Raw genomic sequence first — 21,315 nt, forward strand, 5'->3', positions numbered from 1 at the left:
TAAAGTTAAATTATTTTTTTGGTACCGGGTCGAAGCCGCCTTCATGCCAAGGATGGCACTTGCCTATGCGTTTTGCACCAAGTGCAAAGCCCTTGATAAGTCCATGCTCCTTGACAGAGTCATAAGCATATTGCGAGCACGTTGGCTGAAAGCGACAATTTGAGCCGAGCAAGGGACTGATAAACAGCTGGTAGAATTTAATTGGTATTAGCAATAGTTGGCGCATTTATTTAGCCACCACTTGATTAAACAGACTTAGCAAATCTTCTGCTATAGCAGCATTACTAGCCGGCTTAGCATGCTTAGCCATCACTACAAATTCCCAGTTATTAAGCTGTGCTTGGTTTAGTCTAAAGGTTTCACGCGCTAATCGTTTAAAGCGATTACGTTCAACCGCTAGACGATGTACTTTTTTAGAAATTGCCAGACCGAGTTTTGCTCGAGAATCATCTGTCTTAATAGACATAACCTGCCAATATTTTCCCCTAGTCATTTTTCCATTATTAAAAATGGATTTATATTCGCTAGGTTTTAATACTTTAGATTGGCGGGTTAATCTAAAAGACATCTGAAAATTAGGATTAAGCTGTTAAGCGCTTACGTCCTTTTCTTCTGCGTGCGTTAACAACTGCACGTCCTGCTTTTGTACTCATTCTTGATCTGAAACCGTGCTTACGCTTACGCTTAATAACACTCGGTTGAAAGGTTCTCTTTTGCTTCATAATGGATATTGTTCAATAAAATCTTGCAATTTTACCATAACTTAATGAGATTTGCATTAACTGTGACGAATATAGCTTCTATAGTTATAAGGTGCTACAATGACACCTATTTTAAATTTAAAGCAGGTTTTTAATGGATTTGGTGTATTGGTTGATGTTGTTAAAAGCGCCACATTTGGGCGTTAAAACATTTTATAAGGCTTTGCAATATTTTGAGACGCCTCAGCAAGTTTTCCTTGCCAGTTCTCGTGATAGACTCAACTCTGGGTTATTTAAAAAGCCAACTCTGGCTTATCTTGAGTCGGCCGATAGTTCACTCGTCAAGGCAGATCTTGACTGGATGCAAAAACAGGATTGCCACATCCTAACATTAATTGATGAGCGCTATCCGTCACAACTTAAAACCATTTCCGATCCGCCACCAATACTGTATGTTAGGGGAGAGGTTGCTTGTCTAAAGGAGCCTCAATTGGCAATTGTTGGAAGTAGAAATCCAACTACAGGTGGAAAGCAAAATGCTCAGCAGTTTGCAGCTGATTTGGCCAAATTAGGCCTAGTGATTACCTCGGGTATGGCTAGCGGTATCGATGCACAGGCACATATTGGTGCATTAGAGCAAGGTGCAAAAACCATTGCCGTATGTGGTACGGGGCTTGATAGAATTTATCCAGCCAAACACAAATCTTTAGCCCATCAAATTTCTCTACAAGGTGCGCTTATCTCAGAATTTTCAATTGGCACATCACCAATGGCCAGCAATTTTCCAAGGCGTAACCGACTGATTAGTGGTCTGAGTCTTGGCACGTTAGTAGTTGAGGCGAGTATTAAAAGTGGCACCATGATTACCGCCCGACTGGCTGCCGATCAAGGTAAAGAAGTATTCGCCATTCCAAGCTCAATCCACAATCCCTTGGCTCAAGGATGTCACTATTTGATTAATCAGGGTGCTAAGCTGGCTGGTTGCGTAAATGACATTGTTGAGGAGCTTCCAGAGGGCTTATTGAATGATATACTGCCACAGAAATACACCCATTCTATAAAAGAGATGGACAAAACAGGGTCTAAAGTATTAAAATGTCTCAGCTATGAGCCTTTGAGTGTTGATCAGCTGGTTGAAAAAACCAAGCTCAGCCCACAGATAGTTGCCCAGGAGTTACTCTTATTAGAGCTGGAGAGTAAAGTGGAAAAGACAAATGCACAAGGTTACGTATTAATTAAATAAAATTTATGACATGACACACAATATTCTCGACGTTCTTACATATATGTTCGACTACCTTTTCGAAGAGGCGGAGCAAGACAACGCACACGAAATTAATGATAGCGAATTAAAAGCACACTTATCAGATGCAGGATTTGATGTTGTTGGTATTGATAAAGCACTCAGCTGGTTGGAAAATATTGCCACCCTGCAAGATGGAAAAATCAAACCATTTGATCTGATTAATCAAACCAGTATGCGTATTTATACGGATGCAGAGCAATCCAAACTAGATGCTAAGTCACGCGGGTTTTTACTATTCATGGAAAACGTAGGCCAGCTAGATGCTAATCAACGTGAAATGATTATCGAACAAGTGATGTCGCTTGGCGATACAGGCATTGATCTGGAAGATCTTAAATGGGTAGTTATGATGGTATTGGGTAATAGCACAGAGGGTGAAATATCCGCCCAATGGCTAGAATCCATTGTATTTCTTGATGAAAACCGAACCTTACAATAATGGCTAAAAATCTAGTTATTGTTGAGTCCCCTGCCAAGGCCAAGACGATTGAAAAATTTTTGGGCAAAGACTATGTGGTCAAATCAAGTATTGGTCATATTCGTGACATGCCTAAGAAGAACATGGGTATCGATATCGAGAATGATTTTGAGCCTACATACGAGGTAACAGCAGACAAAAAGAAAGTGGTTGCTGAATTACGCAAAGCGGTTAAGTCGGCAGAAAAAGTATATCTAGCAACGGATGAGGATCGCGAAGGTGAGGCCATTGCCTGGCATTTACTAGAAGCACTTAAATTACCAAGGAATACAGCTAGAATCGTATTCCATGAAATTACTAAAGGCGCTATTACTGATGCTATTGTTGCGCCAAGAATGGTTGATTATCATTTGGTAGATGCACAACAAGCGCGCCGAATTATCGATCGCTTAGTGGGTTTTGAAATCTCACCAGTACTCTGGCGTAAAATTTCAGGTGCGCGTTCAGCAGGCCGTGTGCAATCCCCAGTGATGCGTCTTGTGGTGGAAAGAGAAAGAGAGATTGCTCAACACACTTCGGTATCAACTTACAAGGTTAAGGCTGAGTTGGTTAACGAGAGTGGCGAGGTGGTTGATGTTAAGTTAAGCAAGGATTTTAACTCTAAGCAAGAGGCGCTGGAATTTGCAACCAAGCTTTTATCGGCAGATTTAAGCGTTGCATCGATTGAGAAAAAACCTTCAAAACGCTCACCAAAAGCACCTTTTATTACCTCGACGCTACAACAAGAAGCTTCACAAAAATTGGGTTTTTCGGTTAAACAAACCATGACTATTGCCCAAAACTTGTATCGTGAAGGTTCGATTACCTACATGAGAACAGACTCCTTTACTTTGTCAGAAACTGCAATTGAGGCAGCTGGAAAAGTTATTGAACAAGAGTTTGGCGCTCAGTATCATCATGTTAGACGTTTTAAAACAAAAGACTCTGGTGCACAAGAGGCGCATGAGGCGATCCGCCCAACAGATCTAACCAAGCCAAGCATTTATGGCGTAGATGAGCAAACAGCTAAGCTTTACAGTTTAATTTATAAGCGTACATTGGCATCGCAAATGAGTGATGCTCAGTTGCAAAAAACCCAAATCAAGGTTAACGTATCAAACGCAGATGAGCAGTTCTTAGCCAATGGTGAAATTTTAACATTCCCTGGTTTTTTAAAGGTTTATGACTACCTTTCTGCCGACGACAAGCTTCTGCCTGATTTGAGTGAAGGTGACGCTTTAACATTAGCCGGCTTCTCTGCGAGAGAGAGTTTTTCTCGTGCTAAGCCGCGCTATACAGAGGCCTCTTTAGTTAAAAAAATTGAAGAAATGGGTATTGGTAGGCCATCAACTTTTGCCACTATGGTGTCAACCGTTCAAGATCGAAACTACGTCACCAAAGAGACGCGAGAAGGTGTTGAGCGTGAGTATGAATTAATTGAAATTGAAGATAACGCAGTAGTAGAGTCAAAACCGAGTGAAATCACAGGTGCTGAAAAAAATAAACTATTCCCGACTAATGTTGCTTATTTACTGAATGATTTCTTGGTGAAAAATTTCAGCAATATTATTGATTATGAGTTTACAGCCAAATTAGAAAGTGATTTTGATACGGTGGCAACTCAAAACGTTCCATGGAAGCAGGTAGTTAAGAATTTTTACGACCCTTTTCATGCTCAAATTGAAGCGGCAGCAGACATCTCTAGAGAAGAAACCCATGGTATGCGTGAGCTGGGCGAGGATCCAAAATCTGGTAAGCCAGTGAGTGTTCGATTTGGTCGTTACGGCGCGTTTGCGCAAATTGGTCATAAGGACGACGAAGACAAGCCAACCTTTGCAGCTCTAAGAGGCACATTGGACATTGAAACCATCACATTGGATGAGGCGCTTGAATTGTTTAATATGCCTAGAACAGTAGGAGAGACTGACGATTTTGGCATAATTAAGGCTAATTATGGTCGCTTCGGTCCTTATATTCAATATGGCAAAAAATATGTTTCTCTCAAAGAGCATACGCCAGAAGAGGTGGATTTAGCAACGGCATTAGAGCTAATCGCAGCGAAAGAAAAGTTTGATGCAGAGCGTGTAATTAAAACCTTTGACGAGTCTGAAATTCAAGTTTTGAATGGTCGCTTCGGCCCCTACATTTGGAATGGCAAAAAGCGTGGTAAAGGGCAAAAGAATATCACCATTAAAAAAGTTTTTGGTGATAAAGAGCCTGCTGATTTATCTCTTGAGGAATGTAAAAAAGCGATTGCTGGAAAGCTTAAGCCCAAAGCTAAAAAAGCGAAAAAGAAAGCGCCTAAAAAAGCCACTGCCAAAAAAGCGACCAGAAAAACTGTAAAGAAATCAGCTAAAAAACCTGTCAAAAAAGCTAGTAAAGAGTCATAGCCTTATTATCACACAGCCTTTTTTGGCTGTTGCGGTGTAAAATGCAAAGCATTTATTATTAAATACAAAGAGTTATGTTGTTAATTAGCGAAATAATAATTGCCAATCCACAAATTGATGATTTTGAAGAGTTGGTTTCTGTACTTAAAACCATTTCAAAGGCGTCAGATGAGCGTTTTTTCCGTATGGATGTTAAACCTGATTATCAAAATACCCCTGACAACTGGGAGGACCGCCTTGAGGCGGCATTTTACTAATGGGAAAATACCTCAATAAAGAGCAAATTTTTGACGCTGAAGACGGTGAAGATTTGTATGCAAATGAAGAGCAGCTATTCGCACGCCTTGAGTTTTTTGAAAAACAATTAGCAGAGCAAACAGCAGAAACAGCGGTTGAAGACAGAATTAACACCCTGCTCGAGATTGCTCGTATTCAGGTGGAGCGCTATAAGGGTGCAGATGCTTGGGAGAAGGCTATGATGGCTTTTGATCTTGCCAAGGACAATGAGCTCTGGGAGCAGGCAACAGAAGCTTGCGACGCGATGTTTTTGTCCGAAGGTCCTGATGCGCTAAAAGCATTAGGCCATGCGCTTTGGTTAGGCATTACTTTCCCAATTGATCCTGAAATTACCGTGGCTATGCTCCAGCACCTGGTGGAAGAGTCTCCAAAAGGCGCAGATACCAAGGCTTACGCAGCGGCAGTGGCACACTATATTGTCTCCATTCGTCGCGGTGCGGATGATGATCTTACTTTCTTTGCCTCGCAGATGATTGCTTCAGTTGCGGATGAACATTCACACGTAACTGACCAATCAACGTTTGATTTATGGCGCAGGACCTTGCAACTTGATAAGCCGGAAGTATTCTTGCCTAAGCTTTCTAGCGCGGTTGATCAGTTGGTTGGCGATACTTGGTGGGTTGATCGTGATGCTATTAGAGCAAAACTCGACGCTGAAGGTAAATAGATGAAAATTAAAGTTTGCGGATTTACTCAAGCACAAAATGCATACGACGCATCCATGCTCGGTATTGATGCGATTGGACTGGTTTTTTATGAAAAATCACCACGCCATGTTGAAGTTGAACGTGCTTTAGAAATTGTTCAGGCTTTACCGCCTTTTATTAATAGAGTTGGGCTTTTTGTTAACGCAGATTCACATTTTATAGATGAAGTGTTGTGCGAAGTGCCGCTCGATACCTTGCAATTCCATGGCGATGAAACTCCTGAAGATTGCGCGCAATATGCCATGCCTTTTATTAAAGCTTTGCGGGTTAACGAGCAAACTAATATCGAGCAGTTAGCACAAGCATACCAGCAGGCTAGTGGCTTGTTGCTAGATGCCTATAATCCTGACACTTATGGTGGCACAGGTGAGCGTTTTGATTGGACACTAGCTAAGGTCGATATTGACTTACCGATTATCTTAGCAGGAGGGCTAAACCCTGACACTGCTCAGCAAGCGGCGAGTCAAGTTAGCCCATACGCACTGGATGTTTCTAGTGGCGTAGAAAGCGCAAAAGGCATTAAAGATCTTGAAAAAATTAAGCAATTCATTAAACAAGCAAATTTATGAGTAATTATAATTTACCAGACGATAACGGCCATTTTGAGCAATATGGCGGCGTATTCATCGCAGAAACATTAATGACAGCAATTACAGAATTGCAAAATGCGTACACAAAGTATAAAGATGACGAAGAGTTTATTCGTGAATTTGAGCATGACCTCAAGCATTATGTAGGGCGTACGACGCCACTTTATCATGCACAAAATTTGAGTAAAAAGCTTGGCGGTGCACAAATTCATCTTAAGCGTGAAGATTTAAATCACACGGGTGCACATAAGGTCAACAACACCATTGGCCAGGCATTATTAGCCAAACGCATGGGAAAAACACGCATTATTGCCGAAACCGGTGCAGGCCAACACGGCGTTGCAACCGCAACAGTAGCAGCGCGTTTAGGCTTGGAGTGTGTAGTTTATATGGGCGAGGTAGATGTCGCTCGCCAAGCTTTAAATGTATTTCGCATGAAGTTACTTGGGGCAACTGTGATCCCGGTGACTTCTGGGTCAAAAACCCTAAAAGATGCTCTAAATGAAGCCATGCGCGACTGGGTTACCAATATTGATGACACTTTTTATATCATTGGTACAGTGGCAGGTCCGCATCCTTATCCAATGATGGTGCGTGATTTTCAAAGCATTATCGGCAAAGAGGCAAAAGTGCAATTTGCCGATCAAATTGGTGGTTTGCCTGATGCCTTGGTGGCTTGTGTTGGTGGCGGTTCAAATGCCATTGGACTTTTTCATGAATTTATTGATGACAAGTCAGTTGAAATTTATGGCGTAGAAGCTGCTGGACATGGTCTTGAAAAAGGCCCAACAGCGCACGCTGCACCTTTGTGTGCAGGAAATGTAGGGGTCTTGCACGGGAATCGCACTTATCTCATGGAAGATGAAAATGGCCAAATTATTGAAGGTCATTCAATTTCAGCTGGATTGGATTATCCAGGAGTGGGCCCTGAACACGCATACTTGAAAGATTCGGGACGCGCGCAATACGTAGCAATTACCGATAAAGAGGCGCTTGATGCTTTTCATACACTTACCAAGGTTGAGGGTATTTTGCCAGCACTAGAATCTTCGCACGCCGTGGCTTACGGCATTAAGCTAGCTCAAACACTTGACAAAGACAAACACATTATTATCAATCTTTCGGGTCGTGGCGATAAGGATATTCATACGATCGCTGAAATCGAAGGCATTCAGTTTTAGAATATAATTTTTCATAATCACTGCGGCAGTTTCCATACTTGAGGTCTTATGTATTAGTTAATACACTTCGACTTTTGCGCGCATTACTTCCTTGCGATAATAAAAAAATACCATCCTAAAACACCTCTAAAGTTAGTTTTTATCAAGGATTTTTCTATCAAAAATTTAGAAAATTTTATAAATTTAATCTAAATCAATCTATTTTTTCTTAAAAATGAGAATTTTCGACTGATTTATGGCTAATATTTTCATTATTTCAGTTAAAAACACCATATTTATTGAATTTTATGTGTAATTTGAGCTAAATGTGCCCATATTTGGTATTTTTTTATTAAAAACACCATTTTAATAATTTCCGAATTTTTAATCTGTCAATGTGGCCTGCAAGGTACAATTGTGGTTCGATTGTTTTTCTTGAGGGGTGAAAATGCATAAAAAATCAACGATTAGTTTATTAATGAGTTTTACTGTCGGCTTGAGTATTGTCTTTTCTTCTGCGGTTTGGGCAAAAAATCCTAACATGGCAGTTAGTAAGAGAGATAGTAATGGTGATGGAAAAGTCAGCTTAGATGAATGGGATAAGCCAGAATTTATTTTTGATAAAATTGATTTTAATGGTGATGGGTTTATAACTGCACAAGAGTTTGCAAAAAAATGGGGTATACCTATGCCTGGTGTCGGTGATGCAAGTGAGAGAATTACTGATGAGAAAGCAACGTTAATATTCTTAGCGGGTGGAAAACATTGTCGAACAAATGTAAGTAGCTGGGAGTTTGAACGAATGGACAATATTACAGTAATAATCCCACCGTGTGATGAGGCAGATGATATTGATCTGGATGAGATTAAAACGCCCATTTTCGTTGCTGGTATAAGCACAGGCTCAATCAAATCTATCAAATACTACAATAAACATCCAGAAAAGGTTTCTGGAATTATTTTGTTATCAGGGATAGCAAGTCGTAAATGTAAATGGTGTGGCAGTTTGTACGATACAGATTATAGAAATGTTAACGTACCAGTATTATTTGTTAATCATAAGTATGATAAGTGTCCTAGTACAAAAGATATGCATATTACAAAAAGGTTTAAAAATAGTCTGCCTTCAGAAGACGCTACAATAACAATGATAACTGGTGGTTATGATCAGGGCGGATCTTCTCCTGCAAGTCAATGTTTTAAAAACACCCATCACTCGTTTTCTGGAAACGAGCCTGATGTAACTGATGTTATGAATAATTGGATTATGAAACGTATTGATTAGACGGTATTTTTAAATTTTTTATTTCGTATGGTCTAAGTGTAAATTACACATTGGCGGCAGCATAGAGAATAGTAGAGTGTTTTCCTATCTAGAGTTAGATGTGAACTTTGCAGAGATGGTTGAAGAAAAAATTGCTAAAAATGGTAAAAATCATTTAGTTAAGTAATGGATGTTGCGCTAGCTAGCATTCAGTCATGCTGAGTGCTAAGCCGCCAAGAGAAGTTTCTTTATATTTGCTGGACATATCAAGCCCTGTTTTTTTCATGGTTTCAATACAGCGATCTAGGGAAATTAAATGCTCTCCACTTTCTTTTAGTGCTAGAGAAGCGGCGAGATAAGCGCTAATTGCACCAAAGCCATTGCGCTCGATACAAGGAATTTGTACCAAGCCCTTAACAGGATCGCAAGTTAGCCCTAGGTGATGCTCGAGTGCAATTTCTGCGGCGTTTTCAATCTGTGCAGTTGTGCCTCCTTTAGCAGCGCATAGCCCAGCTGCAGCCATGGAAGAGGCGGATCCGACCTCCCCTTGACAGCCCACTTCAGCCCCTGAGATTGAGCTTTTGTGTTTGATTAAGCCGCCGATAGCTGCTGCAGTTAATAAAAAATCATAGATTTGCTGCTGATTGGCATTTTGGTGGTGCGCCAGATAATACAAAATAGCCGGAATAATGCCAGCAGCGCCATTAGTTGGCGCTGTTACCACCATGTGACCTGAAGCATTTTCCTCATTTACCGCCATGGCGTAAGCGCATAGCCAATCATTTACATCAGCATTTTCCGGATCTTGTTCGAGCTGTTGGTGTATATTTTTGGCGCGTCTGGGCGTATTTAAACCGCCAGGCAATGTGCCTTCACCTTGCAAGCCTTTTTCAATACAGATCTCCATGGACTGCCAAATTTTATCCAAACCTTGCTCTAGAGATTTCAGAGAAAGACTTTGGGTTTCGTTGGCTTGTTTCATTTTTGCAATTGAAAGCTTGCTTTCTTTTGACATGGCCAGCATGGCATTGGCAGAGTCAAATGCGTATGGAAATTGTGCTTTAGACTGGCTAAGCATCGGGGCTTGGAGTTGGTGAATATCTGCCAGCGTGGTGATAAATCCACCGCCAATGGAGAAGTAAGTCTGTGTCAGGAGTATTTGGTCTGATGCATCCAGCCACTCAAACACCATACCATTTGGATGCTCAGGTAGTGAGTGTTGTGTATCAAAAATAATGGATTTTTCAGCGTCAAATTTAATGCTGCAGTCTGACTCCAGTGAAATTGTTGTTTGATGTTGTAATTGATTCGTGAGGCTGTCTACGTCAGAGAGAGATAGATCCTCTGGTAAATAGCCATGCAATCCTAAAATAATGGCCGAATTAGTTGAATGGCCAATGCCGGTATGCGCCAAAGAGTCTTTTAATGTGCAGCGTAGGTGGGTTCCCATTTGAGTAGGCTGCAACCGTACGCGACTGACAAAGGTATGCGCTGCTACCATTGGCCCCATGGTGTGGGAGCTTGACGGCCCAATGCCTACCTTGAACAACTCTAAAACGCTAATAAACATAAAAAATACCAGTCGATGCTGTCAATAGTAATGACTCAATCATACTAGTATATTTTTGCGACATGATTTTATTTGGCTGATTGTATAGAGCCAGAATCTATGTTTTAACTTTTAGCCACCAAAATAGTAAAATAAATTGAGCAATTAATAGCGGCACAACAGACAATAACACCACTTCCCAGCCAAAATTAAACACAAACCAGCCTGCAGACAGAGAAGCGATGGCTTGAAGACTAAAAATTAGGAAGTCATTAACAGACTGAACTTTAAATTTTTCAGCATCGATGTAGGAGTTTGGCAAGAGGCTGGTGCCACCAATAAATAAGAAATTCCAGCCCAGTCCTAATAGAATTAAGGCTACCCAGTAATTATTGAGTGCGTGACCTGAAAGAGCAATGGCGATACAGACAAAATACAACAAGACCCCAATAAGCATCATTTTGCTTAGGCCTAATAGTTTTACAATCCAAGGGGTGAATAGCGAAGGTAAAAACATGGCGATGACGTGCGACTGGATGACAAACTTGGTGTGTTCTAGTGAAAATCCATCAATGACGTGCATGCTCATCGGTGTGGCAGTCATGATATAGCTCATCACCACGTAGCCAATTGCTGAACTGGACATGGCAATGATAAAGACTCGCTGCTTCACAATGGTGTGTAAGCTTCTACCTGAAGATGAATGATTTTCAGAAGCGACAGCATACGGTTGATAAAACCAAAGCAATGTAAAGGCCATTATGAAGCTCAGGCTGAGTAAGGCAAAAGATCCAACAAATTGAGTGCTGAATAAATCTTGTCCTAGGATGGCGATTTCAGGGCCTAAATAGGCAGAAATTAAGCCGCCAACCAGTACTGCTGATGTGGCAGTGGCGCTTAAGTGGTGATCAACACTTTCAATTGCTGCAAACCTAAATTGGTTCATGGTGGCGGTGGTGACGCCAAATAGAAAAGTGGCTGTGCAAAATAGATAAAAAGACTGGATGTTGAGAGCGGTAATGGCCAGTGTAATAATCACCAAGGTATAAATACAAACGCCTAGAAAAGTTTGGCGCCTGCCTAGGTGTGACATAATGCGATTTATTGGAATGATAAAGCTTGCCGTGCCAACCACCAGAAGCGCGACTGGTAGGGTTGACAGGCTATCCATGGGCGCTAAATTTTGACCAATAATACCGCCTAGAAAAATCACAAAGACGCTGAGTGACATAAATAGTGCCAGCCCAGCGGTTAACAGCCAGACATTTTTAGGTAGGGTGAGCATTTATTTTTTGACTGGTCTGTTCCAACTCGGAAAAACTCGTTGTTTAGATCTGCTCAAGGTTAGTTGATCCTCTGGGGCGCTAGCAGTAATGGTAGATCCTGCACCAATGGTGGCATTTTTACCAATAGTAACAGGGGCGACCAATTGCGAGTCTGAGCCAATAAAGGCGCCATCACCAATGATAGTTTGATGCTTGTTGACGCCGTCATAATTACACGTAATTACTCCGGCACCGATATTAACATCAGCTCCTACGGTAGCATCGCCGACATAGCTAAGGTGTGAAATTTTTGAGCCTTTACCGATAATGGACTTTTTGACTTCGACAAAGTTACCAACTTTAGCGTTTTCTCCAATGTCGGCTTGAGGGCGAACACGGGCAAATGGACCGATTGAAGCGCCGTTGCCAATGACGGCATCTTCAATGACAGAATTTGCCAAGATAGTCACATGATCGCCAATTTTAGAGTTTTTTATACAACAATTAGGTGCAATTGTTGTGTTATTTCCCAGAGTGACAACCCCTTCAATCAAGGTGTTAAAGTCAATTTCACAATCTTGTCCGAAGCTTAGATCACCACGACAATCAAAGCGTGATGGATCTTTAAGGCTAAGACCTTGTTGCATATATTGATCAGATTTTTGCTGTTGGTAAATACGCTCAAGTTCGGCTAGCTGAACTTTGTCATTCACACCCGCAACTTCAGACTCATCTATGGTAATTACAGAAGCAACAGTTTTGCCATCGTTAACAGCCGACTCGATGATATCAGTTAAGTAGAGCTCGCCTTGAGCATTGTTTGCATCTAGGCCGCTTAAGTATTTTTTGAGCAATGCCGTTTGAACTGCCATGATGCCGGTGTTTACTTCACATACTTTGAGCTGCTCAACGTTTGCATCTTTTTGTTCAACAATGGCTTGAATGGTTTCGTTGTTACGAATGATGCGCCCGTATCCTGTTGGATCTTCTAAGACCACCGACAGCAGGGCAATGCCTGAGGTTTTAGATGCATCGATTAGTTGCTCTAAGGTTGTTTGCTGAATCAAAGGCACATCGCCATATAGAATTAGGGATACTGAATCCTCTTCAATATGTGGAGTTGCCTGTTGTACGGCGTGGCCAGTGCCGAGTTGTTCTACTTGCTCAACCCAGTTGATTGAATCATCATTAATTGTTTGTTTAACTTGATTGCCACCAAAGCCATAAACCACATGAATTTGCTGGCTAACTAGTTTTGCTTGTTTAAGTACGTGTCCTAAGAGGGTATTGTCTGCCAAAATTTGCAAGACCTTAGGTTTGGATGAATTCATGCGCGTGCCTTTGCCCGCTGCCAGAATAATGGCGTGAATGTTAGTCATTTAAAAGTCTTCAACAATAGGGTTTTGATCAAGATAGCTTTCGGTAATGCCGGGAACAATAAAGCTAATGGTGGCGATAACTTGCCCGTCTTTACGTCCGACGCTATAAGTGGCGGCGCGCATTTGAATAGGAGCATCTTTAAAAATATCGGAAAAATTACGAGATTTTCTAGACTGCTCTACAAACTCTTGTTTGCTAATAAAGGTGTACTTGATACTATGTTTTTGATAGGCTTCGTTCTCAAATTCTGCAATCATTTTTGTGAATTCATCTTTATTAAAGGTATTGGCACTGACTTCTAAAATGTCAAATTTTTCCTTTCCGTCTTCAATTAAGACTAAATCAAACTGAGTTTTCAGTACGTGAAACATTTTTTTGACCTTGCTCACTTCAGATAAAGGTAGAACAAGCGCAGTAGAAACTAGGCGGTCGTTAAGAAAGCGAAAGGCTAACTCGGCATCTTCACCCGCCAAGGAGTGATTTTTTAGACATAATGTGCCTTGTTCATATCTGTCAGAGCAATCTTCGAGTACGTGGGCTTTTTGCAAAAAAACCTTGGGCATGCCCACCACATATTGCTTGTAGAGTCGGATTTGTTCACCGGCTAAACTGGGGATACTGAAAATAGTAAATAGAATTAATAATAGAATGCGTTTCATACAGAAAAATCGTTTTAACTTGAGTTATATTGTAAACGCATAAGCCTTTAAATACAATAAAATTAGCCTTTATGAGTAACGCTTGTTTTCACTGCGGACTGGAAGTAACCAGTCGTAATCGCATCCAGATGAATATTGACCAAACACCCCAAGATTTTTGTTGTGTGGGTTGTGCTAGCGTTTGTCAAACAATTCATCAAAGTGGGCTGGGTGAGTTCTACACACAGCAGACCAGCTCGGTTTTGCCGGCAGTGGCACTCGAGTATCCGCTTGAGTTTTACGACGCGCCAGCCTTTCAACAGCCTTTTTTAGAATCGGCACCTTCCGGTGAAAATATTATCACCCTGATTAGCGACACCATTCATTGTGCCGCTTGTGTATGGCTGATTGAAAAAGCCATTGGCTCGTTAGCAGGGGTAAATTGGGTGCGTGCAAATTTAACCGACAAGCGCATTCGACTAAGCTGGAGTGATGGCGATATTCAGCTATCTCAAATCATGCAGCGTTTGGCAGATTTGGGTTATAGCGCCATGCCATTTGAGCAAAATATAGCAGAGCAGTTGGCGAACAAGTCCAATCGGGCCATGCTTTATAGAATTGGGTTTGCCGCCTTTACTATGATGAACTTATTGTGGATTTCTGTTGCCCTATATACCGGTGCCAGCGAAGGTAAGTATCATCAATATTTCCAATGGTTGGGGTTTGCTCTAGCGACGCCCACACTTTTTTATTCAGGATTTGGGTTTTTAAAGAGTGCTTACAACGGGCTTAGAAATGGTCTAATGAATATGGATGTACCCATTAGCATTGGCGCACTGACGACTTATTTTTATTCTGTTTATGTACTGCTTGGCTTTTCGACTAAAGGCGAGGTGTATTTTGATACAGTGGTGAATTTTATTTTTGTAATTTTGATTGGACGCTATTTAGAGGGTTCGGCCAAAAAATCCTCTATTTCAGCGTCTAGCTCTTTGCAGCAACTACAGCCTAAAGTTGCCCTGGTGATTAAAGATAAAGACGAAATTATCACCCCAGTTGGAGCGATTAACATCAATGACAAGGTGCTGATCAGACCGGGTGAGCGAATTCCAGTTGATGGATGTGTGTTTTCAGGCATGAGTGAGGCAGATGAGTCGCTACTCAGCGGTGAATCTAGGCCAGTGGTAAAAAATCTAGGTGATGAGGTGTTTGCAGGGTCGGTTAATGGTCAGGGGGCGTTAGAGATAGTTGTAACCAAAACGCTAAAGCAATCGGTTTTGGGCAAGATTGTGAGCTTGGTAGAAAACACCCAATATAGCAAAAGCGCCATCGTTTGTAGTATTGATAAAATTATTCCGTATTTTGTTGGTGTGACGATATTTCTTGCGCTGGCCACCTTTGTTTATTGGTATCCACATGACTTTGATTTGGCCTTGTTAAGTGCCACGAGCGTGCTGATTATTACTTGTCCTTGCGCCTTTGGATTGGCCACGCCAATGAGTATTGCAGTAGCTAGTGGTGCTGCCATTAAAGAAAAAATGCTGATCAAAAATAGTGACGCCTTAGAGGTGTTAAATCAGGTTGATTGGGTTGTTTTTGATAAAACAGGTACACTGACTTTGGGTGAATTTAAGGTTGAGAAAGTGGTTCACGCTACCGTTAAACAATTAAACAAACAACCCGATTTAATGCAAATTATGGCCAGCATTGAAAAGTATTCAGAGCACCCTTTGGCGCAAGCTATAGTGGTTGAAAACCAACACGCATTGTTAACAACGAATGACTTTCAATCCGCGCCGGGCCAGGGTGTTAGCGCTAGTATCGATGGAGTCTCTTATAAAATCGGCAAATTGTCGTTTGTGGACAGCGGCCAACAGGTGGACACCGACATGCTAAAAAACTCTCAACAAATTGAGTTGCAAGGTTCTAGTTGTATTTGGTGTTCGACTCAAGACCAGGTGCTGGGGTTTGTAGCGTTATCTGATCAGATTAAACCAGATGCCAAAGCTACAATTACCCAACTACTCGCAACTGGCAAACAAGTTAGTATTCTCAGTGGCGATAGCCAAGTGGTGACACAAAAAGTGGCGAAATATTTAGGTATTGAGCATGTGGTGGCGCAAGCGCTGCCAGAAGATAAGGCGAATTATATTAAGCAATTGCAGCAGCATCATCGCGTCCTCATGATTGGCGATGGAGTGAATGATGCACCTGCATTGGTGCGGGCTGATACCAGTATGGCAATTGGCTCTGGTAGTGATGTGTCCATTAATCATGCAGACGTCGTTTTGTTAAAATCAACATTAACCCCAATTTTAACCATGATGAGTTTGGCTCAACGCACCAGTCAAGCCATCAAACAAAACATTACTTTTGCATTGTTGTATAACGCACTCATGGTGCCTTTAGCAATGATGGCAAAGGTAACACCGCTATTTGCAGCTATTGCAATGCCCATTAGTTCACTCATCGTGATTGGCAATGCGGCGCGACTTAGAAAGAAATAAAAACAAACTGATAAAAAATAAAGCGCTACGAGCACAAATAGTATATAATTCGCTCTCTTTTGAGATTTAAACTTATATACAAACATGAAAACAGATATTCATCCTAATTATGACACCGTTAAAGTAGTTTGCTCATGCGGTAACACATTCGATACTCGCTCAACGGTAGGCAAAGAAGAATTACATTTAGATGTATGTTCAAGCTGTCATCCTTTTTACACAGGTAAGCAAAAAATTATGGACAGTGCTGGACGTGTTGAGAAATTTAAATCACGTTTTGGTGCATTCAAAAGATAAAGCGAATGCATTTAAGCAAAAAGCCACATTTATGTGGCTTTTTTTATGCCCGATTGAATAGGATATATAGCCAAATATCGTTATAATTATGGCATTCTTTTTTTATCCATGAGTCTATGTCATTCGATTACCTTAACGCACTATCAAAAAAGCCAACAACACGCACGCCAATTTGGGTGATGCGTCAAGCAGGGCGCTATTTGCCTGAGTATCGCGCTACGCGCAAACAAGCTGGCGATTTTATGAGCTTGTGCAAAAATCCAGAGTTGGCTTGTGAAGTCACCATGCAGCCGATTGATCGTTTTGATTTGGATGCGGCCATTTTATTTTCAGATATTCTTACCATTCCTGATGCGATGGGATTAGGGCTATATTTTAGCGAAGGTGAAGGGCCGAAATTTGAACGACCAATTCAAAACCTGGCAGACATTGAGGCTCTCCCTACAGAAGTCAACAATGATTTGACTTATGTTTTTGATGGCGTTTCCACCATTAAATCTGCTTTAGGCACTCGTGCGCCACTCATTGGATTTAGTGGCAGCCCTTGGACATTGGCCACTTATATGATTGAAGGTGGTAGTAGTAAAACCTTTGCTAAAACCAAGGCCATGCTTTTTAACGAGCCACAAATGTTGCACCTATTATTAGACAAACTCGCCAGCAGTGTCATTGCTTATTTAGATCAGCAAGTGCAAAGTGGCGCGGATAGTTTGATGGTGTTTGATACTTGGGGTGGGGTTTTATCCAAGCAAAATTATCTAGATTTTTCACTGAACTATATGCAAAAAATTGTGAATGGTGTTAAGGCTAAACATCCAAATACACCGATTACTTTATTTAGTAAAAATGGTGGTAAGCATTTGGGTGAAATTGCTGCTACGGGTTGCGATGGTGTGGGTATTGATTGGACAGTAGAGCTGGGTGATGTTGAGCGCCAAATTGGTGATAAAGTCGCCATTCAGGGTAATCTGGACCCCGCAGTTATGTATGCCACGCCTGAAATTATAAGAACTGAAGTTAAAAAAGTGCTAGACCAATTTCAAGGCGATACAGGTCATATTTTCAATTTAGGCCATGGCATTACTCCAGACGTTAACCCAGAGAATATGAAAGTTCTTGTTGATGCAGTGCACGAATTTAGCGCCAAGTAGTCATGTCAAGATTATCATCAGTATTTGCTGACTTGCCAAAAGGGCATAAAGCGTTTATTCCCTTTATTACTGCTGGAGATAGTGGCCTAGATAATACTTATGAGTTAATGCTTACCCTGGTAAAAAATGGTGCCGATATCATCGAGCTTGGCGTGCCTTTTTCTGATCCAATGGCAGACGGCCCTACGATCGCCAAATCTCATGAGCGTGCAGTGGCAGCAGGCGTAAGTTTGAGAGATGTTCTGACTTTAGTGGAAAAATTCAGAGTAGTCAACAATACAACGGCCATTGTATTGATGGGCTACTTAAATCCAATTGAGGTTTATGGCTACCAAGCTTTTGCTAAAGACGCCAGCCGAAGTGGTGTTGATGGTGTGTTAGTAGTGGACATGCCACCTGAAGAAGCGCACGATCTCAAGCAAAATTTAGATGTGACAGGGGTTGATTTTATTTTCCTAGTCGCACCAACAACAACCGATGCACGCATTGAATTTTTGGCAACAATTGCCTCTGGCTTTGTTTACTTTGTCTCTCTCAAAGGGGTAACAGGCGCTGGGCATTTAGATATTGATGCAGTCACCCATAACCTATCCAGAATTAGGCGTCACATTAGCCTGCCGGTTGGCGTAGGCTTTGGTATTAAAGATGCACAAACCGCCAAGGCCATCTCTACTAATGCCGATGCGGTTATTGTTGGATCGTCATTGGTTGCATTTGTTGAACAATATGCAAGCGATAAGGATAAAATGTTAGAAAGCGTTGGAAATTTAGCAAATGAAATTTCTGCTGCCATTAAATAATTAAAACAAGGATTTAGACATGAGCTGGCTAGAAAAAATCTTACCGTCAATTACTAATGTTGTTAAAAAGAATATTCCAGAAGGATTATGGAGTAAGTGTCCAAAATGTGAATCGACTATTTATACTGAGGAGTTGCAAGAGGCGGTATACGTTTGCCCAAAATGTGATTATCACATGCGTATCTCAGCTCGTGTTCGACTTGAAAGTTTTTTAGATGAAAAAGGCCAAGAAGAAATTGCACCAAATCTAGTCGCTGTTGACCCGCTAAAATTTAAAGACCAGAAAAAATACAAAGATCGCTATTTACAAGCGCAAAAAGCCACTAATGAAAAAGACGCGCTGATTGTTAAAACCGGTACTTTAGAAGGCATGCCAGTAGTGGTTGCTGCATTTGAGTTTAAATTTATGGGTGGTTCGATGGGTTCAGTTGTGGGCGAGAAATTTGTCCGTGCTGCCCAGGAAAGTATCAAAACCGGCGCACCTTTAATTTGTTTTTCTGCCTCAGGTGGTGCGCGCATGCAAGAAGGTTTGTTCTCACTCATGCAGATGAGTAAAACTTCATTAATGGTAAAGCTATTAAGCGATAAAAAAGTACCTTTCATTTCCATCTTGACAGATCCAACCATGGGTGGCGTTTCAGCCAGTTTTGCCATGTTAGGCGATATTCATATTGCTGAGCCAAACGCTTTAATAGGTTTTGCCGGCCCTAGAGTGGTGGAGCAGACTGTGCGCGAGGAATTACCTGAAGGCTTTCAACGCAGTGAATTTTTATTGGAAAAAGGTGCTATTGATCTAATCATTCATCGTCACGAATTGCGTAAACAAGTGCACACCCTATTAAGCGCAATGACGTTTAATAATGGCTAACTACTCCATTCATTACAAACTTAGTCATGCAAATGGCGCCTTGGTAGACGAGGCCTGGGATCAACCTTTAGTATTTGAGGTGGGCGATGGCCAACTCGACCCTTGTTTAGAAAAATGCGTACTCGATGCTAAATTAGGTGAATTACAAACCTTTTTACTCGGCGCTTCTGAAGCCTTTGGCGAGTGTTATGATGAGGCTTTCCAGTTTATGCCACGTGATGAGTTTCCAAAAGACTTTAACTTTGAGCTAGACGCAGCAGTTGAATTTGAAACCCCAGCGGGTGATGCTTATGTTGGCTGTATTGACCAAATTGAAGACAACCAGATTCGGGTGAATTTTAATCACCCACTGGCAGGTGCAGATGTGTCGTTTCAAGTTAAAGTCCTTAACATAGCATCGTGAAAATCCTCTTAGCCAATCCCCGTGGATTCTGCGCGGGCGTTGATCGTGCTATTGAAATCGTAGAGCGAGCATTAGCCTTGCATGGCAAGCCGGTGTATGTGCGTAATGAGGTGGTGCATAATAAATTTGTCGTGAATGATCTTAAGTCCAAGGGCGCTATTTTTGTTAAAGAAATTAACGAAGTGCCCGATCAGCAAGTGGTTATTTTTAGTGCGCACGGCGTTTCTCAAATGGTGCGCACTCAGGCACAGCACATTCATGCAACTATTTATGATGCCACCTGCCCTCTAGTTACCAAGGTGCACAAGGAAGTGGCGCGCAAGCAAAAGCAAAATCATCAGGTTGTTTTAATTGGACATAAGGGTCACCCCGAAGTAGAAGGCACTTTGGGACAATCAAGCGAAGGTCGGCAAGTGGTTTTGGTTGAGGATGGCAAAGATGTTGCTCAGTTAAACATTGGCACGGATGACAATATTTCTTACACCACTCAAACAACACTATCAGTAGACGATACTCAGCATATCATTAGCGAACTTAAGGATAGGTTTCCTAATATCAAGGCGCCAAAAAAAGACGACATCTGCTACGCGACTCAAAATCGACAAGATGCAGTTAAAGCTTTAATGCAATCTGCTGATGTGCTATTGGTACTCGGCTCTAGAAATTCCTCCAACTCAAATCGATTACGTGAGATTGCCGATAAAATGAACATCCCCGCTTATCTGATTGACGGCGCAGATGAAATTAAGCAAGATTGGATAAAAAATGCCAATATTGTGGGAGTGACGGCAGGCGCTTCAGCGCCAGAAGTGCTGGTGCAGGAAGTGGTTAATTATTTGTATGATCACGGTGCAGATGAATTGCAAGAAGTAGATGGCGCACAAGAAAACGTGCACTTTCCCGTGCCAGAAGAATTAAGGTAGTGTTATAGGCCTTGCCTATGATGAATTAAATAAAAAACAGGAGAACGAGCAATGGAAAAAACAGCACTCATTTGCGGATCATACGCCTTTGATTCAATTATGGTCTTTCATGACCAATTTAAAAACCACATTTTGCCAGATAAGGTGCACATGTTAAATGTCTCATTTTTGGTGCCCACTATGCGTAAAGAGTTTGGTGGTTGTGGCGGTAATATTGCCTACAATTTACATTTATTGGGTGCTAATTCAATCCCTATGGCAACCGTGGGCGAGGACTTTACACCCTACATGAATTGGATGGAAAAACACCACATGAACACCACGCATATGAAGGTTGTTAAGGATAGTTACACCGGGCAAGCTTTTATTACCACGGATATGGATGATAATCAAATTACCGCTTTTCATCCAGGTGCCATGAGTAATTCGCATGAAAACAAAGTGAGCGATGTAAGTGTGGCAGATATTGGTATTGTATCTCCTGACGGACGCGACGGCATGATTGAACACGCCAAGCAATTTGCAGATGCTGAAATTCCTTTTATTTTTGATCCTGGACAAGGTATGCCAATGTTTTCGGGTGAGGAGCTAATTACTTTTATTGAGCAAGCAACCTATGTAGCTGTTAATGATTATGAATCACAAATGTTGCAAGATAAAAC

23 protein-coding genes are annotated in these 21,315 nt (G+C 41.5%); 16 read left to right on the plus strand and 7 right to left on the minus strand.

What is annotated here, in order from left to right:
• Positions 1 to 10: 10 nt before the first annotated feature.
• From yidD to rpmH, 3 genes are read right to left on the minus strand one after another with little or no spacing between them, the layout of a single operon-like run.
• Complete coding sequence (yidD, locus tag ABNR88_RS03215; RefSeq protein ID WP_291926782.1) at positions 11 to 226, minus strand: membrane protein insertion efficiency factor YidD; 216 nt, start codon at positions 224 to 226, stop codon at positions 11 to 13.
• The gene (rnpA, locus tag ABNR88_RS03220; RefSeq protein WP_291926784.1) at positions 227 to 568 is read right to left on the minus strand and encodes a ribonuclease P protein component; all 342 of its coding nucleotides are present in this window, start codon (positions 566 to 568) and stop codon (positions 227 to 229) included.
• Positions 569 to 581: 13 nt separating this feature from the next.
• Positions 582 to 722 carry a 50S ribosomal protein L34 gene (gene rpmH, locus ABNR88_RS03225; protein WP_053951347.1) on the minus strand — a complete coding sequence of 47 codons (141 nt, stop codon included), beginning with the start codon at positions 720 to 722 and terminating at the stop codon, positions 582 to 584.
• 133 nt (positions 723 to 855) lie between these two features.
• Between rpmH and dprA the strand changes: the two genes are divergently transcribed.
• The 8 genes from dprA to ABNR88_RS03265 all read left to right on the plus strand — a co-directional run bounded on the left by dprA (position 856) and on the right by ABNR88_RS03265 (position 8,893).
• Entirely contained in the window at positions 856 to 1,944 is a 1,089-nt protein-coding gene (gene dprA, locus ABNR88_RS03230; protein ID WP_291926796.1) for a DNA-processing protein DprA, read from the plus strand.
• 10 nt (positions 1,945 to 1,954) lie between these two features.
• A complete protein-coding gene (locus tag ABNR88_RS03235; protein WP_291926799.1) occupies positions 1,955 to 2,446 on the plus strand; it encodes a DUF494 domain-containing protein in 492 nt (163 codons plus the stop codon).
• Positions 2,446 to 4,854: a type I DNA topoisomerase gene (topA, locus tag ABNR88_RS03240; RefSeq protein ID WP_291926802.1), complete on the plus strand. Its 2,409-nt coding sequence runs from the start codon at positions 2,446 to 2,448 to the stop codon at positions 4,852 to 4,854. Before ABNR88_RS03235 ends, topA begins: the two co-directional genes overlap by 1 nt.
• Before the next feature lie 74 nt (positions 4,855 to 4,928).
• Positions 4,929 to 5,111 (plus strand): sulfur relay protein DsrC, encoded by a 183-nt coding sequence (locus ABNR88_RS03245; RefSeq protein ID WP_291926805.1) that lies wholly within the window; start codon positions 4,929 to 4,931, stop codon positions 5,109 to 5,111.
• Positions 5,111 to 5,818: a hypothetical protein gene (locus tag ABNR88_RS03250; protein ID WP_291926808.1), complete on the plus strand. Its 708-nt coding sequence runs from the start codon at positions 5,111 to 5,113 to the stop codon at positions 5,816 to 5,818. The genes ABNR88_RS03245 and ABNR88_RS03250 overlap by 1 nt, the downstream gene beginning before the upstream one ends.
• Complete coding sequence (locus ABNR88_RS03255) at positions 5,819 to 6,427, plus strand: phosphoribosylanthranilate isomerase (protein ID WP_291926811.1); 609 nt, start codon at positions 5,819 to 5,821, stop codon at positions 6,425 to 6,427.
• Positions 6,424 to 7,629: a tryptophan synthase subunit beta gene (trpB, locus tag ABNR88_RS03260; protein WP_291926813.1), complete on the plus strand. Its 1,206-nt coding sequence runs from the start codon at positions 6,424 to 6,426 to the stop codon at positions 7,627 to 7,629. Before ABNR88_RS03255 ends, trpB begins: the two co-directional genes overlap by 4 nt.
• 427 nt (positions 7,630 to 8,056) lie before the next feature.
• Complete coding sequence (locus ABNR88_RS03265; protein WP_291926815.1) at positions 8,057 to 8,893, plus strand: hypothetical protein; 837 nt, start codon at positions 8,057 to 8,059, stop codon at positions 8,891 to 8,893.
• A 181-nt stretch (positions 8,894 to 9,074) separates the two neighbouring features.
• Here ABNR88_RS03265 and ABNR88_RS03270 read toward each other — a convergent pair whose 3' ends face one another.
• From ABNR88_RS03270 to ABNR88_RS03285, 4 genes are all read right to left on the minus strand, one after another.
• Positions 9,075 to 10,442: an L-serine ammonia-lyase gene (locus ABNR88_RS03270; protein ID WP_348670028.1), complete on the minus strand. Its 1,368-nt coding sequence runs from the start codon at positions 10,440 to 10,442 to the stop codon at positions 9,075 to 9,077.
• A gap of 97 nt (positions 10,443 to 10,539) precedes the next feature.
• Positions 10,540 to 11,706, minus strand: coding sequence for an MFS transporter (locus ABNR88_RS03275; RefSeq protein ID WP_291926821.1), 1,167 nt, complete (start codon positions 11,704 to 11,706; stop codon positions 10,540 to 10,542).
• Complete coding sequence (gene glmU, locus ABNR88_RS03280) at positions 11,707 to 13,065, minus strand: bifunctional UDP-N-acetylglucosamine diphosphorylase/glucosamine-1-phosphate N-acetyltransferase GlmU (RefSeq protein WP_291926825.1); 1,359 nt, start codon at positions 13,063 to 13,065, stop codon at positions 11,707 to 11,709.
• Positions 13,066 to 13,725, minus strand: a complete 660-nt coding sequence (locus ABNR88_RS03285; protein WP_291926828.1) for a hypothetical protein — start codon at positions 13,723 to 13,725, stop codon at positions 13,066 to 13,068. It abuts the gene before it with no gap.
• Positions 13,726 to 13,796: 71 nt separating this feature from the next.
• On the opposite strand from ABNR88_RS03285, the gene ABNR88_RS03290 reads away from it, so the two are divergent.
• From ABNR88_RS03290 to ABNR88_RS03325, 8 genes are all read left to right on the plus strand, one after another.
• The gene (locus ABNR88_RS03290; RefSeq protein ID WP_348670031.1) at positions 13,797 to 16,211 is read left to right on the plus strand and encodes a heavy metal translocating P-type ATPase; all 2,415 of its coding nucleotides are present in this window, start codon (positions 13,797 to 13,799) and stop codon (positions 16,209 to 16,211) included.
• A gap of 84 nt (positions 16,212 to 16,295) precedes the next feature.
• Entirely contained in the window at positions 16,296 to 16,508 is a 213-nt protein-coding gene (gene rpmE / locus ABNR88_RS03295) for a 50S ribosomal protein L31 (protein WP_291926834.1), read from the plus strand.
• Between the two features lie 116 nt (positions 16,509 to 16,624).
• Positions 16,625 to 17,659: a uroporphyrinogen decarboxylase gene (gene hemE, locus ABNR88_RS03300; protein ID WP_348670033.1), complete on the plus strand. Its 1,035-nt coding sequence runs from the start codon at positions 16,625 to 16,627 to the stop codon at positions 17,657 to 17,659.
• A gap of 2 nt (positions 17,660 to 17,661) precedes the next feature.
• Positions 17,662 to 18,459 carry a tryptophan synthase subunit alpha gene (gene trpA / locus ABNR88_RS03305; protein WP_291926840.1) on the plus strand — a complete coding sequence of 266 codons (798 nt, stop codon included), beginning with the start codon at positions 17,662 to 17,664 and terminating at the stop codon, positions 18,457 to 18,459.
• 19 nt (positions 18,460 to 18,478) lie between these two features.
• The gene (gene accD, locus ABNR88_RS03310) at positions 18,479 to 19,327 is read left to right on the plus strand and encodes an acetyl-CoA carboxylase, carboxyltransferase subunit beta (protein ID WP_291926843.1); all 849 of its coding nucleotides are present in this window, start codon (positions 18,479 to 18,481) and stop codon (positions 19,325 to 19,327) included.
• Positions 19,320 to 19,730, plus strand: a complete 411-nt coding sequence (locus ABNR88_RS03315; protein ID WP_348670035.1) for an FKBP-type peptidyl-prolyl cis-trans isomerase — start codon at positions 19,320 to 19,322, stop codon at positions 19,728 to 19,730. The genes accD and ABNR88_RS03315 overlap by 8 nt, the downstream gene beginning before the upstream one ends.
• Positions 19,727 to 20,653 carry a 4-hydroxy-3-methylbut-2-enyl diphosphate reductase gene (ispH, locus tag ABNR88_RS03320; protein ID WP_291926849.1) on the plus strand — a complete coding sequence of 309 codons (927 nt, stop codon included), beginning with the start codon at positions 19,727 to 19,729 and terminating at the stop codon, positions 20,651 to 20,653. Before ABNR88_RS03315 ends, ispH begins: the two co-directional genes overlap by 4 nt.
• A 51-nt stretch (positions 20,654 to 20,704) precedes the next feature.
• The coding region (locus ABNR88_RS03325; RefSeq protein ID WP_291926852.1) for a carbohydrate kinase family protein at positions 20,705 to 21,315 on the plus strand (611 nt) is incomplete at its 3' end.

The sequence above is a fragment of the uncultured Candidatus Thioglobus sp. genome, assembly GCF_963981275.1.
In the GTDB taxonomy this organism is placed as follows: domain Bacteria; phylum Pseudomonadota; class Gammaproteobacteria; order PS1; family Pseudothioglobaceae; genus Thioglobus_A.

Coding starts and splice junctions, on each gene's coding strand:
- yidD (WP_291926782.1), bottom strand. CDS start 226: ATGCGCCAACTATTGCTAATACCAATTAAATTCTACCAGCTGTTTATC.
- rnpA (WP_291926784.1), bottom strand. CDS start 568: ATGTCTTTTAGATTAACCCGCCAATCTAAAGTATTAAAACCTAGCGAA.
- rpmH (WP_053951347.1), bottom strand. CDS start 722: ATGAAGCAAAAGAGAACCTTTCAACCGAGTGTTATTAAGCGTAAGCGT.
- dprA (WP_291926796.1), top strand. CDS start 856: ATGGATTTGGTGTATTGGTTGATGTTGTTAAAAGCGCCACATTTGGGC.
- ABNR88_RS03235 (WP_291926799.1), top strand. CDS start 1,955: ATGACACACAATATTCTCGACGTTCTTACATATATGTTCGACTACCTT.
- topA (WP_291926802.1), top strand. CDS start 2,446: ATGGCTAAAAATCTAGTTATTGTTGAGTCCCCTGCCAAGGCCAAGACG.
- ABNR88_RS03245 (WP_291926805.1), top strand. CDS start 4,929: ATGTTGTTAATTAGCGAAATAATAATTGCCAATCCACAAATTGATGAT.
- ABNR88_RS03250 (WP_291926808.1), top strand. CDS start 5,111: ATGGGAAAATACCTCAATAAAGAGCAAATTTTTGACGCTGAAGACGGT.
- ABNR88_RS03255 (WP_291926811.1), top strand. CDS start 5,819: ATGAAAATTAAAGTTTGCGGATTTACTCAAGCACAAAATGCATACGAC.
- trpB (WP_291926813.1), top strand. CDS start 6,424: ATGAGTAATTATAATTTACCAGACGATAACGGCCATTTTGAGCAATAT.
- ABNR88_RS03265 (WP_291926815.1), top strand. CDS start 8,057: ATGCATAAAAAATCAACGATTAGTTTATTAATGAGTTTTACTGTCGGC.
- ABNR88_RS03270 (WP_348670028.1), bottom strand. CDS start 10,442: ATGTTTATTAGCGTTTTAGAGTTGTTCAAGGTAGGCATTGGGCCGTCA.
- ABNR88_RS03275 (WP_291926821.1), bottom strand. CDS start 11,706: ATGCTCACCCTACCTAAAAATGTCTGGCTGTTAACCGCTGGGCTGGCA.
- glmU (WP_291926825.1), bottom strand. CDS start 13,065: ATGACTAACATTCACGCCATTATTCTGGCAGCGGGCAAAGGCACGCGC.
- ABNR88_RS03285 (WP_291926828.1), bottom strand. CDS start 13,725: ATGAAACGCATTCTATTATTAATTCTATTTACTATTTTCAGTATCCCC.
- ABNR88_RS03290 (WP_348670031.1), top strand. CDS start 13,797: ATGAGTAACGCTTGTTTTCACTGCGGACTGGAAGTAACCAGTCGTAAT.
- rpmE (WP_291926834.1), top strand. CDS start 16,296: ATGAAAACAGATATTCATCCTAATTATGACACCGTTAAAGTAGTTTGC.
- hemE (WP_348670033.1), top strand. CDS start 16,625: ATGTCATTCGATTACCTTAACGCACTATCAAAAAAGCCAACAACACGC.
- trpA (WP_291926840.1), top strand. CDS start 17,662: ATGTCAAGATTATCATCAGTATTTGCTGACTTGCCAAAAGGGCATAAA.
- accD (WP_291926843.1), top strand. CDS start 18,479: ATGAGCTGGCTAGAAAAAATCTTACCGTCAATTACTAATGTTGTTAAA.
- ABNR88_RS03315 (WP_348670035.1), top strand. CDS start 19,320: ATGGCTAACTACTCCATTCATTACAAACTTAGTCATGCAAATGGCGCC.